Below are 14,564 nucleotides of genomic sequence, written 5' to 3'. Positions count from 1 at the left end.
ATCCATACGGATTTGCAGGGTGTCTTCAGAAATCAGCGGATAGCTTCGCGGCCCCTGTACTCTATTCGCCATATCACGCCCCAGGGAGGGTCGATGACTTTTAGCAAACGCCTCGCTGCGCTGGCCTTCGCAATCGCGCTCGCTTGCCTCTGCATAGCGGCGCTTCCTCAACCGGCGCAGGCAGAGACCTCGGCAGAGCTTCAGGCTCAGCTGGATGCCGCCAAGTCCAAGCGCGACGAGCTCTATCAGCAGGCAGACGAGATCTCCTCTCAGCTCAACGACACCCGCACCCAGCTGGACGAGGTCAACGGGCAGATCGACGAGACCCAGGCCAAGATCGACGATGTCCAAAAGGACATCTCTGCCAAAGAGGCCGAGCTCAAAGAGCGCCAGGCCACACTGGCTACGACCATCAGCCAAAACTACAAGACGGGCGGTGTTTCCTGGCTCTCCCTCATCATGGAAGCCACCACCTTCGATGACTTTGTCTCGCGTGTGTATTACGCCGATAAGATCAGCCAATCCCAGGCAGACGTCATCGAGGAGACCAACCGCCTGCGCGAGGAGCTGGCCGCCAAGAAGGCCGAGCTCGACCATGAGCAGGAGCAGCTGCAACAGCAAAAGTCCGAGTCTGAGACGCTCTTGGCCCAACAGGAGAGCCAGCAGGCAGACCTCAACGCCAAGATATCCGAGGCTGACTCCTATGTGAACAGCCTAGATCAGCAGGTCAAAGACAAGATGGCCGAAGAGGCCGAGGCTGCCCGTGTCGCCGCAGAAGAGGCTGCTCGCCAGGCTGCCGCAGAGGCTGCAGCCAACAACGGCAATTATTACCGTCCCTCTTCTGGTGGCTCGGTAGGCTCCGGCGGTGGCTCGGGTACCGGCTCTGGCGGCCTCACCCAAAGCCAGCGCAATACCATACTTTCTGCTGCGTACTCTCTGGTAGGCAAGGTCAACTACGTCTGGGGCGGCGAAAACCCCTCCACGGGCCTCGACTGCTCCGGCTTCACCCGTTGGTGCTATGCCCAGGCAGGCATTAGCTTGCCCCACAGCTCCTCTTCCCAGCGCGCCTTGGTAGCCAGCCACACTGGCCTCAAATCGGTAGGCAACCTCATCCCTGGCGATATTTTGTGCTGGGGCGGCCACGTGGGCATCTATGCTGGCGGCAACACAGTCATCGACTGCAACTGGCCGCCCGACGGCGTGCGCATCGCCACCATCTGGAACACCGCTTCCAGCCCCTTCTACGGCGGCGGTTGCCCAGTCTAAGGGATGCGCCTAAGAAACCTGTCCCTCCCATTGAGGAAGGGTTTCTCGGCAGCTTGATACTGTTATAGATTTGCAACTAAAAAAGCTCCCTGCCAGGCAGGGAGCTTTTTTATATGTTGGGGTGAGATTTTACATGTTGGGGTGAGGGTGGGCGCTTTGGGTGCCTACTAAGTAGTTTTTTGGGGTGAAAGCGACCTATTTACTAAGTAGATCTACATAGTAGGCTGTAAAACCCCAGGTAAATATTCTCGCCTACTAAGTAGGTCTACTTAGTAGGCGAAGGAGACGAGAGAGGCGAGGGGGACTTACTTAGTAGGCGATGGGGACAAGTAGGGAATTACCCCCGGAGACCTTAGGCCTCTTTGCCGTCCCTCAAATGCTTGACGGCCACCAGACCTTTGTAGAAGAGGTCTTTCACGGGCAGATCGCGGTCGGGGGCTACGGCCACGGTCTCGTTGGAGAACTTGGTCTTGAACTTGTTGAGGTCGAGTAAGGTGGGGGAGAAGTCGGATCCGATGCCCATGAGGTCGCGGCTGGTGCAACCCAGCTTACCTAGGGCCACAGAGCTCTCGTAGACCTCCTGGTCGGGCACGCCGCGCATGGGTCCGCGGCGGCTGGCGGCATAGTAGCGGGTGGCCAGGTTGCCCTGGATGGTGTCGATGGACCAGCTGATGAGGTCGCCGTCGATGCGCGAAGCAAAGAGGCGAGCATGATCGGGTCCCAGGATCTCCAGCATGTTCTGGTAATCGGCCAGGGGCGCGGGGGTGAACCCGTCGCGCTCGCCGGTCTCCTCCATGATCTTGTAGTACTCGGAGAAGTCCTGAGTAGCCTGGGCGGTTTCATCTATGACCTGGGCTCCGGTCTCGCGCAGCGCCTTGCGCACGTCGCGGCGGCCGCGGGCCTTGAAGCGAGCGAGGATCTCATCCTCGTCGCCGTCGGCTAGATCGATGAACACCGTGGTGTCATAGGGGCGGGTGGAGAGCACCGGGCGGCTCTGTGGGATGTCGTGCAGGATGCCCATGCGGATGAAGGCCACCTTGGAATCCTTTTTGCGTACCAGGCTGCGAAGCAGCTGGGCTACCTGCTCTTCCTGCTCCTCGCCGGGTCCAGACACATAGACGGGTCCATGGTGGGCGCGCAGATAGTGGTAGCCGTGGGTTTTGTAATCCATAAAAGAGACCAAGGCCATGGGGGCTTCGTCATCATAAATAATGTAAGAGCCCCAATAGGCGCGGTCGGGGATGGTGCTCTCGTACTCCATCCATACTGCGGTTTGCTCGATGGGGAGCACAAGACCCAAGGACTCAGCTTCCTGGTCCAGCTGGGCTGCGCTCACCTCAGTGGCATGTAACATTTGGTACCTCTCCTCCGGGTCGAGGCCGACCCATGTATTCTTGAAGGCAACCATCTATCATATCGGGCCTTCGCGCCATACTTGCGAAGACCCGCCGTCTGTGAAGTCTCTGTGCAACGAAAGAGTCCTATGGATCCTACCCAGCAAAACCCGGCTTCCCATGCCTCTGGGCCCCGCGAGCCTCAGGGCGTCCACGACAGTGCCAGCAAAAGCGATTCTCTGCAGGTGGCCACGCCTGGCTCCTCTCATCAGCCCCCCTCGCTGGCAGAGCAGGTGGCCCAAGTACCCAGAGATCCCGGTTGCTACCTATGGAAAGACGCCTGGGGCCATGTGCTCTACGTAGGCAAAGCCAAAGATTTGCGGGCACGTATGCGTCAATACATCAACGGCGAGGATGAGCGCCCTCGCATCCGCCTGATGATGCGCGAGGTGTCCAGCTTCGACTATCTGGTGGTGGGCAGCGAGCATGAGGCCTTGGTGTTAGAGATCAACCTCATCCAGCAGCACAAGCCTCCCTATAACGTGGCCCTGAAGGACGATAAAAGCTACCCCTTCATCGCCATTACCGAGTCCGACGCCTTCCCGGCCATCAAGTACACCCGCGAGCGCCATCGCAAAGGGACCCGCTACTTTGGCCCCTACACCGATTCGAAGGCGGCTCGCGAGACCATAGATATCGTGCGCAAGCTGTGTCCGCTTTGCTCGGCCAATTGTGCCGAATGGAAAAAGGTCAAGCGCATGCTGGCCTCCCATGACAACAACGTGGACGAGGTGCGCGAGCTTTTGGCAGCAAAAGGTCGACAGTGTTTTGACGCTCATGTGGGGCGCGGCCCTGGCGTGTGCATCGGCGCCGTGAGCCCTGAGGAGTACGCAGAAAACGTAGGGGTGGTCACTGAGTTTCTCTCGGGCCACCGCACTCACTTGGCTTCCACCATCACCCAGGAGATGGAGGGGGCGGCTGCCAACCTGGATTTCGAAAAGGCCGGGCGCTACAAGCGGCGTCTGGACACCCTATCCCATCTGGACACCAAGCAGCAGGTCTACTTTGCCAAGGACGTGGATGCCGACGTGGTGGGCATTTGGCGCGAGGAGACCATCGCCGGCGCATGCATCTTCTCTGTCCGAGAAGGACGCATGGTGAGAAGCTGCGAGTTTATCTTGGACCGGGGCATGGACGTGGATGAGGACGAGATCGTGCGCTCCTTTTTGCAGCGCTACTACGCCCAGACCGACGACGTGCCCGGATTGGTGGATGTGCCCGCCCTGCCCGATGACCCTGAGGCCCAGGAGACTTGGCTCTCGGGCCTTAAAGGGAGCCGGGTGCACCTACGGGTGCCTCAGCGAGGGGAGCATAAGCGCATCCTGGAGATGGCCTCCCGCAATGCCCGCCACGCCCTCATGCGCTATGAGATGCGCACAGGGTACGAGGATGATCGCGCCAACCGCGCGCTGTTGGAGCTGGAGAGCGCGCTGGCGCTGCCGGAACCCCCGCTGCGCATCGAATGTTTCGACATCTCCACCATCCACGGGTCCCATACGGTGGCTTCTATGGTGGTCTTCACCAACGGTCGGCCCGATAAGAGCCAGTACCGCCGCTTCAAGATCAAGACGCCCCTCACTGAGGCCAACGACGTGCTCTCCATGGCCGAGGTGCTGGGTCGCCGCTATGCTCCTGAGCGCATGGCCGATGCGCGTTTTGGCGCCAGGCCCGACCTGCTCATCTTGGACGGCGGCAAACCTCAGCTCAATGCGGCCAAGCGCCAGTTGGAATCGCTGGGGCTCGACATCCCCATGGCCGGCCTTGCCAAGTCAGACGAGGAGCTCTTTGTGGCCTGGGATGACGCCCCAGTGGTGCTTCCTTCAGGATCGCCCTCGCTTTACCTGGTGAAGCGGGTGCGTGACGAGGCCCACCGCTTCGCCATCACCTATCACCGGGAGCTGCGGGACAAAGCCATGACGGCCTCAATCTTGGATGAGATCGAAGGCGTGGGACCAAAGCGCAAGAAAGCATTGCTCAAAGCCTTTGGCTCCATGAAGCAGTTGCGCCAAGCCACAGAGGAGCAGATCGCCGCCACCCCCGGCATCCCAGAGGCGGTGGCCCGCGGCATCTACGGGGCCCTGAGGGCGTGGGATGAGGAGCTGGGCCGCACCCGTTCCAACGCAGAGCTTTTAGATACTGCCTCTGATAAGGCCCGTTAAGGGTGAGAGTCCCTATACTTGAGGGATGGGTTTCTCGGCAACTTGTGCGCGGCAGGCATAGGTGTCTGGCAGGGCGTCGGGCGTGAAGGGGAGAGAAATCGTAAGCTTGAAGCATCGGCGAGAGAGGTCATAGTGGCAGACCAAGCACCCTCGGCTTCCTCTGAGGACAAGAACCTAGAGAATCCCCTGGTAAATCAGGCGGCAGCACCGGTGGAGACTCCCGATGTGGTGATTATTACCGGCATGAGCGGCGCGGGGCGCACGGAGGCCATGCACACCTTCGAGGACCTGGGCTATTACGTTATTGACAACCTGCCTCCCTCCATGCTGCTGCAGTTGGCGCGCATCGTAGGTATCGATACCGGCGTAGGCCGCCATCTGGCCGTGGTCTGCGACCTTCGAAGCCAGGGGCTCTTTGACGAGCTCAAAGATGGCATTCAAGAGCTGCACGACCATGAGATATCTACCAAGCTCATCTTTTTGGACGCCTCTGACGAGGTCCTGCGGCGCCGCTATGCCCTTTCGCGCCGGCGCAACCCCATCGCCATGGAGGGTGAGTCAAACGTCGAGGCTATCGCCCGCGAGCGCCATCAGCTAGAAAACGTGCGCCACGGGGCCGATGTCACTATCGACACCTCCTCGTTGCGCCCCATCGAGCTTCGCCGCCGCCTCCAAGGCATCTTCTCTGAGCTGGAAGAGCAGCAGCTTATGGATGTGCGCGTCTTCTCCTTTGGCTTCAAGTACGGGATGCCCCAAGAGGCAGACCTCATGATCGACGTGCGCTTTTTGCCAAACCCCTACTGGGACCCCCAGATGCGCGCCCTCACAGGAGAGGATGAAAAGGTTCGAGACTTTGTGTTGGGGCACGCGCAGACCAAGGCGTTCTTCTCGGCTTGGACCCACTTGCTCGATGCCGTGATGCCCGGCTATGTGGCCGAAGGCAAAAGCTCTCTGTCCATTGCGATAGGGTGTTCGGGCGGACAGCACCGCTCGGTGGCTTTGGCGGCTGCCACGGCCCGCTACCTGGAGGACGAGGGCTATCGGGTGAGCCTCTTCCATCGCGACCTGCCCCGGGCGCAAAGGGGCTGACATGTCGTTCACTGCCGAGGTCAAAGACGAGCTCTCCCGCATAGAAGACCCTTCGCGCTCCTGCCGCGTCGCCGAGCTCTCGGCCCTGATGCGAGTCTGCGGCACCCTGTCCTTCCACGGATCGGGCACCCACTCCTTGCGCGTCACCACCGAGACCGGAGCCGTGGCCCGCACGGTGATCCGGCTGGCCCATTCGGTCTTCGACCTGGACACCTCGCTCACGGTGCGCCGCTCGGTGCTACACAAAACCCGGAACTACCTCATCGAGGTCCCCGATCAGCCCAAGCTGGAGGGCGCTCTGGTAGAGCTGGGCATTTTGGTTCCCGGCCAAGGATTGGTCTCAGGCATCCCGCCCTTTGTGGTGCCCCAGGCTGCCGATAAGGCCGCCTTCCTTCGTGGGGCGTTCATGGCTGGCGGGTTTATCGCTGATCCCCGGGGAGACTTTCATCTGGAGATGGCGGTCTCAGGGGAGGGGCTTGCCCAAGGGCTCATCGATCTGTGTGCCGTCTGCGGGGTCACAGCGAGGCTCAACCGCCGCCGCGGCGCTTTTGCCATCTATCTTAAGAGCTTCGACGACATCGCCCGCTTCCTCTTGGTGGTTGGCGCTGCCCGCACTGCCCGGGCGGTGGGCAACGTGCGCCATTTGAAGTCGGTGAAGAACACGGTAAATCGTTCGGTCAATGCCGAGATGGCCAATGCTCGACGCGCCTCGGGTGCGGCTGCAGAGCAGCTGGCCCTCATCGACCGCATCGAGGCAGGACCTGGCTTGGATACTCTTCCGCCCGCACTGGCCGCTTTCTGCAAGCTGCGTCGGGCCTATCCAAATCTGCCCTTAGCAGATTTGGGCCGCAAAGCCTACCCGCCACTTTCAAAATCTGCGCTCTATCATCGTGTGGTCAGGCTTGAGGCCATCGATAAAGAGTGGGCGGCCTCTCACACCAGTCTCTCTCAATGATGAATAATGCAAGCTCACCGGCTGAAAATTGTTGTGATTTAAGAGAAAATCCACGTCTGCTGCGGATGGGTTTCTCGGTTTGGCTATTTATCGATATGCATAAAAGCTGCGAGGCGAATCACCAGGTAGAGGTTGCGATGGCGCCGGGTTGTCTATCTTTTCATGGTCAAATACGCCATCTGCCTGCAGATTTAGCGAATGGATAAGGTTTTCAGCCGAGAAGCTCCCTCTAAGCGTTACTATGCGAGCAGTGGTAATTGATGGCCTGACTTGCGCGCATGGAGAGCCCGTGCGGGGGGAGGGCCGATGAAAGGAGAAATCCATGGCAGTAAAGGTTGCGCTCAACGGTTTCGGTCGTATTGGCCGTCTCGTGTTCCGCCAGATGTTTGGCCATGAGGGTACCGAGATCGTCGCAATCAACGACCTTACCAGCCCCGATATGCTCGCTTACCTTCTCAAGTATGACTCCACCCAGGGCAACTACGCCCGCAATCACCAGGTAGAGGCTGGCGAGGACTCCATCACCGTCGATGGCACCACCATCAAGATCTACAAAGAGCCCGATGCCAACAACCTCCCCTGGGGCGACCTCGACGTAGACGTCGTGCTCGAGTGCACCGGCTTCTACACCTCCAAGGAGAAGGCTCAGGCCCACATCAACGCTGGCGCCAAGAAGGTCGTCATCTCCGCTCCCGCCGGCAACGACCTGCCCACTATCGTCTACAACGTCAACCAGGACATCCTGACGGCTGACGACAACATCATCTCCGCCGCCTCCTGCACCACCAACTGCCTGGCCCCCATGGCCAAGGGCCTCAACGACTTCGCCCCCATCGTGGCTGGCATCATGACCACCATCCACGCTTACACCGGCGACCAGATGATCCTCGACGGCCCCCAGCGCAAGGGCAACAAGCGTCGCAGCCGCGCTGCCGCTGTCAACATCGTCCCCAACTCCACCGGTGCCGCCAAGGCCATCGGCCTGGTGCTCCCCGAGCTCAACGGCAAGCTCATCGGTGCCGCTCAGCGCGTACCCGTGCCCACCGGCTCCATCACCAACCTCTATGCCGTGGTCGACAAGAAGGTCACCGTGGACGAGGTCAACGCTGCTATGAAGGCTTACGCTGAGACCATTCCCGAGACCTATGCCTACAACGAGGATGACATCGTCTCCACCGACATCGTGGGCGAGACCCACGGCTCCATCTTCGACGCCACTCAGACCATGGTTCAGGATCTGGGCGACGGCCGCAGCCTGGTGCAGGTCACCTCTTGGTACGACAACGAGAACTCCTACGCCTCTCAGATGGTCCGCACCATCAAGTACTTCGAGAAGTTCGTCGACTAGTTTTCGCTGCGCTTCTTCGCTGCGGTTTTTCGCCGCGTAGCGTTCATTGAGGGCGCGGATAAGGCCAAGCCCTATCCGCGCCTTTTCATTTGTTCTTTAGTTTGTCCTTATCTACGAGGAGGTTCTCTATGGCTTTCACCAAGAAGACCGTCAAGGACATCGACGTCGATGGCAAGCGCGTGCTTATGCGCGTCGACTTCAATGTGCCTTTGGATGGCACCACCGTCACCGACGACACCCGCATCAAGGCCGCCATCCCCACCATCCAATACCTGGTGGACCACGGCGCCAAGGTTGTGCTCATGAGCCACCTGGGCCGCCCCAAGGGCGACGGCCCCGAGCCCGAGCTCTCTTTGAAGCCCGCTGCCGATAAGCTTGCTGAGCTCACCGGCTTGGACGTCACCTTTGTGCCCGACACCTACGGCCAGGAGGCCGAGGATGCCGTGGCTGCCATGGAGCCCGGCCAGGTAGTGGTTCTCGAGAACGTGCGCTTTGACAAGCGCGAGAAGAAGAACGACCCCGAGATCGCCAAGCAGCTCTCCAAGCTGGGCGACATCTTTGTGCTGGACGCCTTTGGCACCGCTCATCGCGCTCAGGGCTCGGTCGTGGGCCCGGCCGAGTATCTGCCCGCCGTGGCCGGCTTCCTGCTGGAGAAAGAGGTGGACACCCTCACCTCTATCTTCGCCGATCCCGATCGCCCCTTCGTGGCTATCGTAGGCGGCTCCAAGGTCTCCTCCAAGATCGGCGTCCTAGATCACCTGCTGGACTCTGTGGACACTCTTATCATTGGCGGCGGCATGGCCTACACCTTCTTCCTGGCCAAGGGCTACACCGTGGGCACCTCCCTCCAGGAGCCCGACTGGGTGGATCGCGCCAAGGAGATGATGGAGAAGGCCGAGAAGAACGGCGTCAAGCTGCTTCTCCCTGTGGACAATGTCGTGGCTGATCACTTTGGCCCCGATGCCGTAGGCGTGGTCGTCAAGTCCAACGAGATCCCTGACGACATGATGGGCATGGACATTGGCCCTGAGACCGCCAAGCTCTATGCCGATGCCATCGCCGGCGCCAAGACCGTCTTCTGGAACGGCCCCATGGGCGTCTTCGAGTTCGACCAGTTCTCCGACGGCACCAAGGCTGTGGCTGAGGCTGTGGCAGACAACGAGGACTGCACCTCGATCATCGGCGGCGGCGACTCTGTGGCCGCAGTGAACAAATTTGACCTGGCAGACAAGATGAGCTGGATTTCCACCGGCGGCGGCGCCTCTATGGAGCTCGTCGAAGGCAAGGATCTCCCCGGAGTGGAGGCGCTGCTCGATGCCTAACAACCGCATGCCCCTCATCGCGGGCAACTGGAAGATGAACAAGAACTATACCGAGGGCGTCACTCTGGCGCAGGACCTGTCCAATGCCTTGGGTAACGGCGTCGACGGCGTCGAGGTGGTCGTATGCCCTCCCTTCACCGACCTCAAGGGCGTGGCCGGCGTCATCGACTTTGATCACGCTCCCTTTGGCCTGGGTGCCCAGAACGTCTATTGGGAGGCCTCCGGCGCCTATACCGGCGAGATCTCCTGCGACATGCTCACCTCGGTGGGGTGCACCTACTGTATCGTGGGCCACTCCGAGCGTCGCGATTACTTTGGCGAGACCGATGAGGACATCAACCGCAAGGTGAAGGCTCTTCTGGCTGCTGGTCTCAAACCCATCTCCTGCTGCGGCGAGTCCCTGGAGGTTCGTGAAGCCGGCAAGCAGGTGGAGTTCGTGGTGAGCCAGATCAAGGCCGATCTGGCTGGCGTCGAGCTAGCTACCGGCGACGAGCTTGTCATCGCCTATGAGCCCATCTGGGCTATCGGCACCGGAAAGACCGCCACTCCCGATGATGCTCAGGAAGTCTGCGGAGCAATCCGCGAGACCTTGGTAGAGCTTTTAGGCGAAGACGTCGCCAACAAGGTGCGCGTGCTTTACGGCGGGTCCGCCAAGCCCGGCAACATCGCCGGCTTCATGGCCTGCCCCGACGTGGACGGCGCTTTGGTTGGCGGCGCCTCTTTGGTGGCTGCTGATTTCGCTCAAATGGTAGAGAGGGCTATCTAGGAATGACCAAACTCAAGTCCAAAAAGCCCGCGCTTCTCGTCATCATGGACGGCTTTGGTCTCGCTCCCACCGGCCCGGAGAACGCGGTAAGCCAGGCCAAGCTGCCCTACATTCAGTCGCTTCTGGCCACCTACCCCCACACCACGCTGGGCGCTTCCGGCGAGGATGTGGGCCTGCCTGACGGCCAGATGGGCAACTCCGAGGTAGGTCACTTGAACATTGGCGCCGGCCGCATCGTGTTCCAGGAGCTCTCCCGCATCAACAATGCGGTGCGCGACGGCTCCATCGAGCAGAATCCGGCGCTAGCCGACGCTATGGATGCTGTCATAGCCAAAGACTCCGTGCTTCACGTCATGGGCCTGGTGTCTGACGGTGGCGTGCACTCCTCCATGGAACACGCTGAGGCCATCATCTCCATGGCAGCCAAGCGCGGCGTCAAGCGCGTGCGCGTGGACGCCTTCACCGACGGCCGCGACGTGGATCCTCAGTCCGGCGCCGGCTTCATGGAAGACCTCCAGGCCTTCTGCGCCAAGGTCTCTAAAGAGACCGGGGCAGACGTCAAGATCGCCACGGTCTCCGGCCGCTATTGGGGCATGGACCGCGACAATCGCTGGGAGCGCGAGGAGAAGGCCTACAACGCCATCGTCTGCGCCGAGGGAGTGCCCGTGGCTTCCGCAGCCGAGGGCCTGCGCGCCTTCTACGCCGAAGACCCTCGTGGCGACGAGTTCGCCACCCCAATGATCGTCGAGGGCGCCGCTTTGGGTACCAATGACGGCGATGCCTTCATCTTCTTCAACTTCCGTCCCGATCGCGCCCGCGAGATGACCCGCGCGCTCACCGATCCCAACTTCGACGGCTTCACTCGTCAAAAGTGGCCCAAGCTCTCCTGCTTTGTGACCATGACCGAGTATGATCCCGAGTTTGACGTCGAGATCGCCTTCCCCAAGACCGTGCCTGCCCACGTGCTCGCCGACGTCATCGCCGACGAGGGCTTGAAGCAGCTCCACACGGCTGAGACCGAGAAGTACGCCCACGTAACCTTCTTCTTGAACGGCGGCGTGGAGGCCGAGAAGGAGGGGGAGACCCGCGTGCTCATCCCTTCGCCCAAGGTGGCTACTTACGACCTCAAGCCCGAGATGAGCGAGCCGGAAGTTACCGAGAAGCTCGCCTCTGCCATCCGCGACGACGCCGCTGACGTCTACATCGTCAACTACGCCAACTGCGACATGGTAGGTCACACTGGCGTGGTGCAGGCTGCCGTCAAGGCCTGCGAGGCAGTGGATGACGGCCTTTCTCGCGTCGTCCCTGAGATTCTGGCCAAAGGCGGCTTCGCGCTGATCACTGCCGACCATGGCAATGCAGACCACATGTACGACGTGGCCTCTTCCGGTGAACGCAAGCCCTTCACTGCTCATACCACCAACCGCGTGCCCTTCATTGTGGTTGACCCCGATGCCCAGCTCAAGGGCATCGAGGACGGCCGCCTCTCCGACATCGCGCCCACCATGCTCGCCATGATGGGCATCGATCGTCCTGAGGAAATGACCGGTCGCGTGCTCGTAGAGGAGTAGCCATCAGGGGAGCGCTGCAGCCCTTGGCTGCAGGGTTTCTCGGCAAGGGGTGTTCCTAAGATCTTTGAAGCCCACCAAAGGCAACTGTTGACCTTTGGTGGGCTTCTCTGTGAGAAAGACGCGTCGCAGACTTGCTATATGGATGTGCCCGTAACTTCTGTGGTAAGGTTGTTCGATGTGGTTCTAGCCAACCTATTGTTCGGGGCGCACCTTTAAGGCCCCGCATGTACCTTAAAGGAGTATCTGTGAGCCCGCTCAATATCTTTTTGTCTGTGGTTTGGGGCATCTCTGCGGTAGCCTCCATCATTCTGGTGCTTATGCATTCTGGCAAAGGGACTGGCGTCTCTGATATGATCGCCAGCTCCATGTACAACTCCAATGCAGGCTCCGGCGTGTGGGAGAAAAACCTTGATCGCCTCACCGTCATCTCGGTGTGCGTCTTTGTGGCTACGCTCTTTATCTTTATGCTCACCTTCCCCCAGGGAACCCTAGGTTAAGCAGAGCCTGCCTAGGCGTTTTTACGCCATTAAAATTTGTTGCATCCCAGGTCGACGCCCGTATCTTCGTCAGTTGAAGGTATGGGCGTCGATATGTGTTGATGGTGGAAGAATCTTCGTCTTTTGCCCAAATCTATGCATCGGGAAGGTCAAGAGGACCAAACATGGGCATGAACCTTACGAAATACTAGGCTGCTCGGTTTTTGATGAATCGAGACTGTGGGTGCTATGAGGGCGAGCTTCCTGATGCGAGCGCTCTTGGGGATTCACAGGCCAAAGCCAGCCACAGCAACACTCAAGGGAGATCCTATGAACGGCAATCCTCAGACCCCCTCTCTCACGCGCAAGGCTTTTCTGGGAAGCTCTGCGTTGGCGGCAGGGGTTCTGGCGCTGAGCGGCTGCAAGAAGAGCGGCGGCGCGGCTTCCGGGGACGGAACCTCAATCAGCTACTTCATCACCAACCCACCTTCAATCGACCCTTACAACGCACAAGACGTGGCCGGTTGCTTGGTGGCGCGCCAGCTTTTTGACCCTCTGTGCACCTATAACTTCAAGACTTCCGAGGTGGAGCCTTGCGCTGCCGAGAGCTGGACGGTCAACGACGAAGGCACGGTGTTCACCTTCACCATCCGCCAGGGCAACACCTTCCACAACGGCGAGACTGTGGACGCTGCTGCTTTCCAGCGTGGCTGGAACCGTCTGTGCAATCCCACTACGACCGAGTCGCCTTCGGTAGTGAGCTACTACCTCAAGCTGGTCAAGGGCTATGACGAGGTAGTCAACGGGCAGGCTCAGGAGCTCTCGGGTGTGAGCTGCCCGGATGAGTACACCTTCCAGGTGGAGCTCTCCCAACCCTTCTTTGACTTCCCCATGATCTGCACCATCGTTCCCACCGCCCCTGTGCCCAAGGTTGCGTTAGACGATTTCCAGAGCTACTTCAAGGCTCCCATTGGCAATGGCGCCTATGAGATGGACGGGCAGTGGGTCGACGGTCAGTACATCAAGCTCAAGGCTTATCCTGACTACAAAAACGGCGAGAAGCCCAAGATTGGCAACCTTAACTTCAACATTCAAAAGGATGTGGAGACTGGCTATAAGGAGTTTTTGGCCGGCAATATCGACATCTGCGACATCCCTACACCTCAGGTAAAGGATGCTCAGGCAGAGTACGGCGTCTCCGAGGACGGCTACACCATCACTCCGGATCACCAATGTCTCGATGGCGAGCAGCCCTCCACCTACTACCTGGTGCTCAACCTCGACGATCCAGTGTTGCAAGATGCGGATGTGCGCCGCGCCATCTCTATGGCCATCGATCGCCAGAGCATCTGCGACACCGTGCTTCAGGGCACTAGGACTCCTGCCGGCAATCTCTGTGCGCCTACCTGTCTGGGTTACGAGGAGAACCAGTGGGCGTATTCCAAATATGACAAGGATGCAGCCGTCGCGCTTTTGGACAAGAACCACCCGGCAGATGCCAATGGCATGCGCGACATCTCTGTCACCCTTTCCTATAACGTGGACGGCTCCCACAAGGAGATCATGGAGACCGTCCAGGCCAACCTCCAGGCCGTGGGCATCAACGTCACTCAAAACACCGTTGAGTGGGCCGCCTACCTGTCTATGCTGGACTCCGGCGATTACCAGATCGGCCGTCAGGGTTGGGTGGCCGAGTATCCTTCTATCGACAACTTCCTCTACTCGCTGTGCTACACCGGCAATGCCGACAACCTCTCCGGCTACTCAAACGAGCAGGTAGATAGCCTCATTGTCCAGGCTCGTGGCACCCAAGACGAGAATGAGCGCCTCTCGCTTTTGGAGCAGGCCAACACCCTTGTGGGCAACGACGTGCCCATGATCCCCCTGTTCTTCTACAAGTTCGCCAAGGTGGGCTCCAGCCGCATCAAGCAAGCCTACCTGTCGCCCATTGAGCAGTCTTCTGCCGCCTCGTGGGAGCTTGAGGGCTAAGGGCGAACCACCCAGTACAAAAGACCTAGGGTCCACTATTTAGATGCCGAGAAAGGCCGCGGCCTTTCTCGGCATCTATTTATGAAGAAGTAATGTAAAAAGGGGAGTAACAGGAGAGGGGTTATGAACCTTCTGTGTGGATGTACTGACCTGCTGAAATATACCTAAAATCTCCACGTTAGTTTTAGCCCTGTTGGTTTCCATCTTGGTAACAAATGGCCAAAAGAGG

General features: G+C 59.7%; 11 protein-coding genes. 10 read left to right on the top strand and 1 reads right to left on the bottom strand.

The window, feature by feature from the left end:
• Window positions 1-93 precede the first annotated feature (93 nt).
• Window positions 94-1,266: a coiled-coil domain-containing protein gene (locus E5334_RS07330; RefSeq protein ID WP_167604345.1), complete on the top strand. Its 1,173-nt coding sequence runs from the start codon at window positions 94-96 to the stop codon at window positions 1,264-1,266.
• Window positions 1,267-1,618: 352 nt separating this feature from the next.
• Here E5334_RS07330 and E5334_RS07325 read toward each other — a convergent pair whose 3' ends face one another.
• The gene (locus E5334_RS07325) at window positions 1,619-2,620 is read right to left on the bottom strand and encodes a lipid II:glycine glycyltransferase FemX (RefSeq protein WP_136012936.1); all 1,002 of its coding nucleotides are present in this window, start codon (window positions 2,618-2,620) and stop codon (window positions 1,619-1,621) included.
• Between the two features lie 129 nt (window positions 2,621-2,749).
• On the opposite strand from E5334_RS07325, the gene uvrC reads away from it, so the two are divergent.
• The 9 genes from uvrC (at window position 2,750) to E5334_RS07280 (ending at window position 14,335) form a co-directional block, all read left to right on the top strand.
• Window positions 2,750-4,819, top strand: coding sequence for an excinuclease ABC subunit UvrC (gene uvrC / locus E5334_RS07320; protein ID WP_136012935.1), 2,070 nt, complete (start codon window positions 2,750-2,752; stop codon window positions 4,817-4,819).
• Between the two features lie 186 nt (window positions 4,820-5,005).
• Entirely contained in the window at window positions 5,006-5,908 is a 903-nt protein-coding gene (gene rapZ / locus E5334_RS07315; protein WP_275438988.1) for an RNase adapter RapZ, read from the top strand.
• Window position 5,909: 1 nt separating this feature from the next.
• Window positions 5,910-6,863 carry a DNA-binding protein WhiA gene (whiA, locus tag E5334_RS07310; RefSeq protein WP_136012934.1) on the top strand — a complete coding sequence of 318 codons (954 nt, stop codon included), beginning with the start codon at window positions 5,910-5,912 and terminating at the stop codon, window positions 6,861-6,863.
• Between the two features lie 322 nt (window positions 6,864-7,185).
• On the top strand, window positions 7,186-8,211 hold the full coding sequence (gap, locus tag E5334_RS07305) for a type I glyceraldehyde-3-phosphate dehydrogenase (protein WP_136012933.1): 1,026 nt from the start codon (window positions 7,186-7,188) through the stop codon (window positions 8,209-8,211).
• 128 nt (window positions 8,212-8,339) lie between these two features.
• Window positions 8,340-9,533 carry a phosphoglycerate kinase gene (locus tag E5334_RS07300; RefSeq protein ID WP_136012932.1) on the top strand — a complete coding sequence of 398 codons (1,194 nt, stop codon included), beginning with the start codon at window positions 8,340-8,342 and terminating at the stop codon, window positions 9,531-9,533.
• Window positions 9,526-10,299, top strand: a complete 774-nt coding sequence (gene tpiA, locus E5334_RS07295) for a triose-phosphate isomerase (RefSeq protein WP_136012931.1) — start codon at window positions 9,526-9,528, stop codon at window positions 10,297-10,299. The genes E5334_RS07300 and tpiA overlap by 8 nt, the downstream gene beginning before the upstream one ends.
• Window positions 10,300-10,301: 2 nt before the next feature.
• Window positions 10,302-11,870, top strand: coding sequence for a 2,3-bisphosphoglycerate-independent phosphoglycerate mutase (gene gpmI, locus E5334_RS07290; RefSeq protein WP_136012930.1), 1,569 nt, complete (start codon window positions 10,302-10,304; stop codon window positions 11,868-11,870).
• A gap of 245 nt (window positions 11,871-12,115) precedes the next feature.
• Window positions 12,116-12,367: a preprotein translocase subunit SecG gene (gene secG, locus E5334_RS07285; RefSeq protein WP_136012929.1), complete on the top strand. Its 252-nt coding sequence runs from the start codon at window positions 12,116-12,118 to the stop codon at window positions 12,365-12,367.
• A gap of 309 nt (window positions 12,368-12,676) precedes the next feature.
• Window positions 12,677-14,335: a peptide ABC transporter substrate-binding protein gene (locus tag E5334_RS07280; protein WP_167604344.1), complete on the top strand. Its 1,659-nt coding sequence runs from the start codon at window positions 12,677-12,679 to the stop codon at window positions 14,333-14,335.
• Window positions 14,336-14,564: the final 229 nt, after the last annotated feature.

Source organism: Muricaecibacterium torontonense (assembly GCF_004793925.1).
In the GTDB taxonomy this organism is placed as follows: domain Bacteria; phylum Actinomycetota; class Coriobacteriia; order Coriobacteriales; family Atopobiaceae; genus Leptogranulimonas; species Leptogranulimonas caecicola.
This window is presented reverse-complemented; position numbering and strand designations above follow the sequence as displayed.

Bases quoted from the DNA above. Each gene is read 5' to 3' on its own strand.
- tpiA (WP_136012931.1), top strand. From the start codon at position 9,526: ATGCCTAACAACCGCATGCCCCTCATCGCGGGCAACTGGAAGATGAAC.
- E5334_RS07280 (WP_167604344.1), top strand. From the start codon at position 12,677: ATGAACGGCAATCCTCAGACCCCCTCTCTCACGCGCAAGGCTTTTCTG.
- whiA (WP_136012934.1), top strand. From the start codon at position 5,910: ATGTCGTTCACTGCCGAGGTCAAAGACGAGCTCTCCCGCATAGAAGAC.
- uvrC (WP_136012935.1), top strand. From the start codon at position 2,750: ATGGATCCTACCCAGCAAAACCCGGCTTCCCATGCCTCTGGGCCCCGC.
- gap (WP_136012933.1), top strand. From the start codon at position 7,186: ATGGCAGTAAAGGTTGCGCTCAACGGTTTCGGTCGTATTGGCCGTCTC.
- gpmI (WP_136012930.1), top strand. From the start codon at position 10,302: ATGACCAAACTCAAGTCCAAAAAGCCCGCGCTTCTCGTCATCATGGAC.
- E5334_RS07325 (WP_136012936.1), bottom strand. From the start codon at position 2,620: ATGTTACATGCCACTGAGGTGAGCGCAGCCCAGCTGGACCAGGAAGCT.
- E5334_RS07330 (WP_167604345.1), top strand. From the start codon at position 94: ATGACTTTTAGCAAACGCCTCGCTGCGCTGGCCTTCGCAATCGCGCTC.
- E5334_RS07300 (WP_136012932.1), top strand. From the start codon at position 8,340: ATGGCTTTCACCAAGAAGACCGTCAAGGACATCGACGTCGATGGCAAG.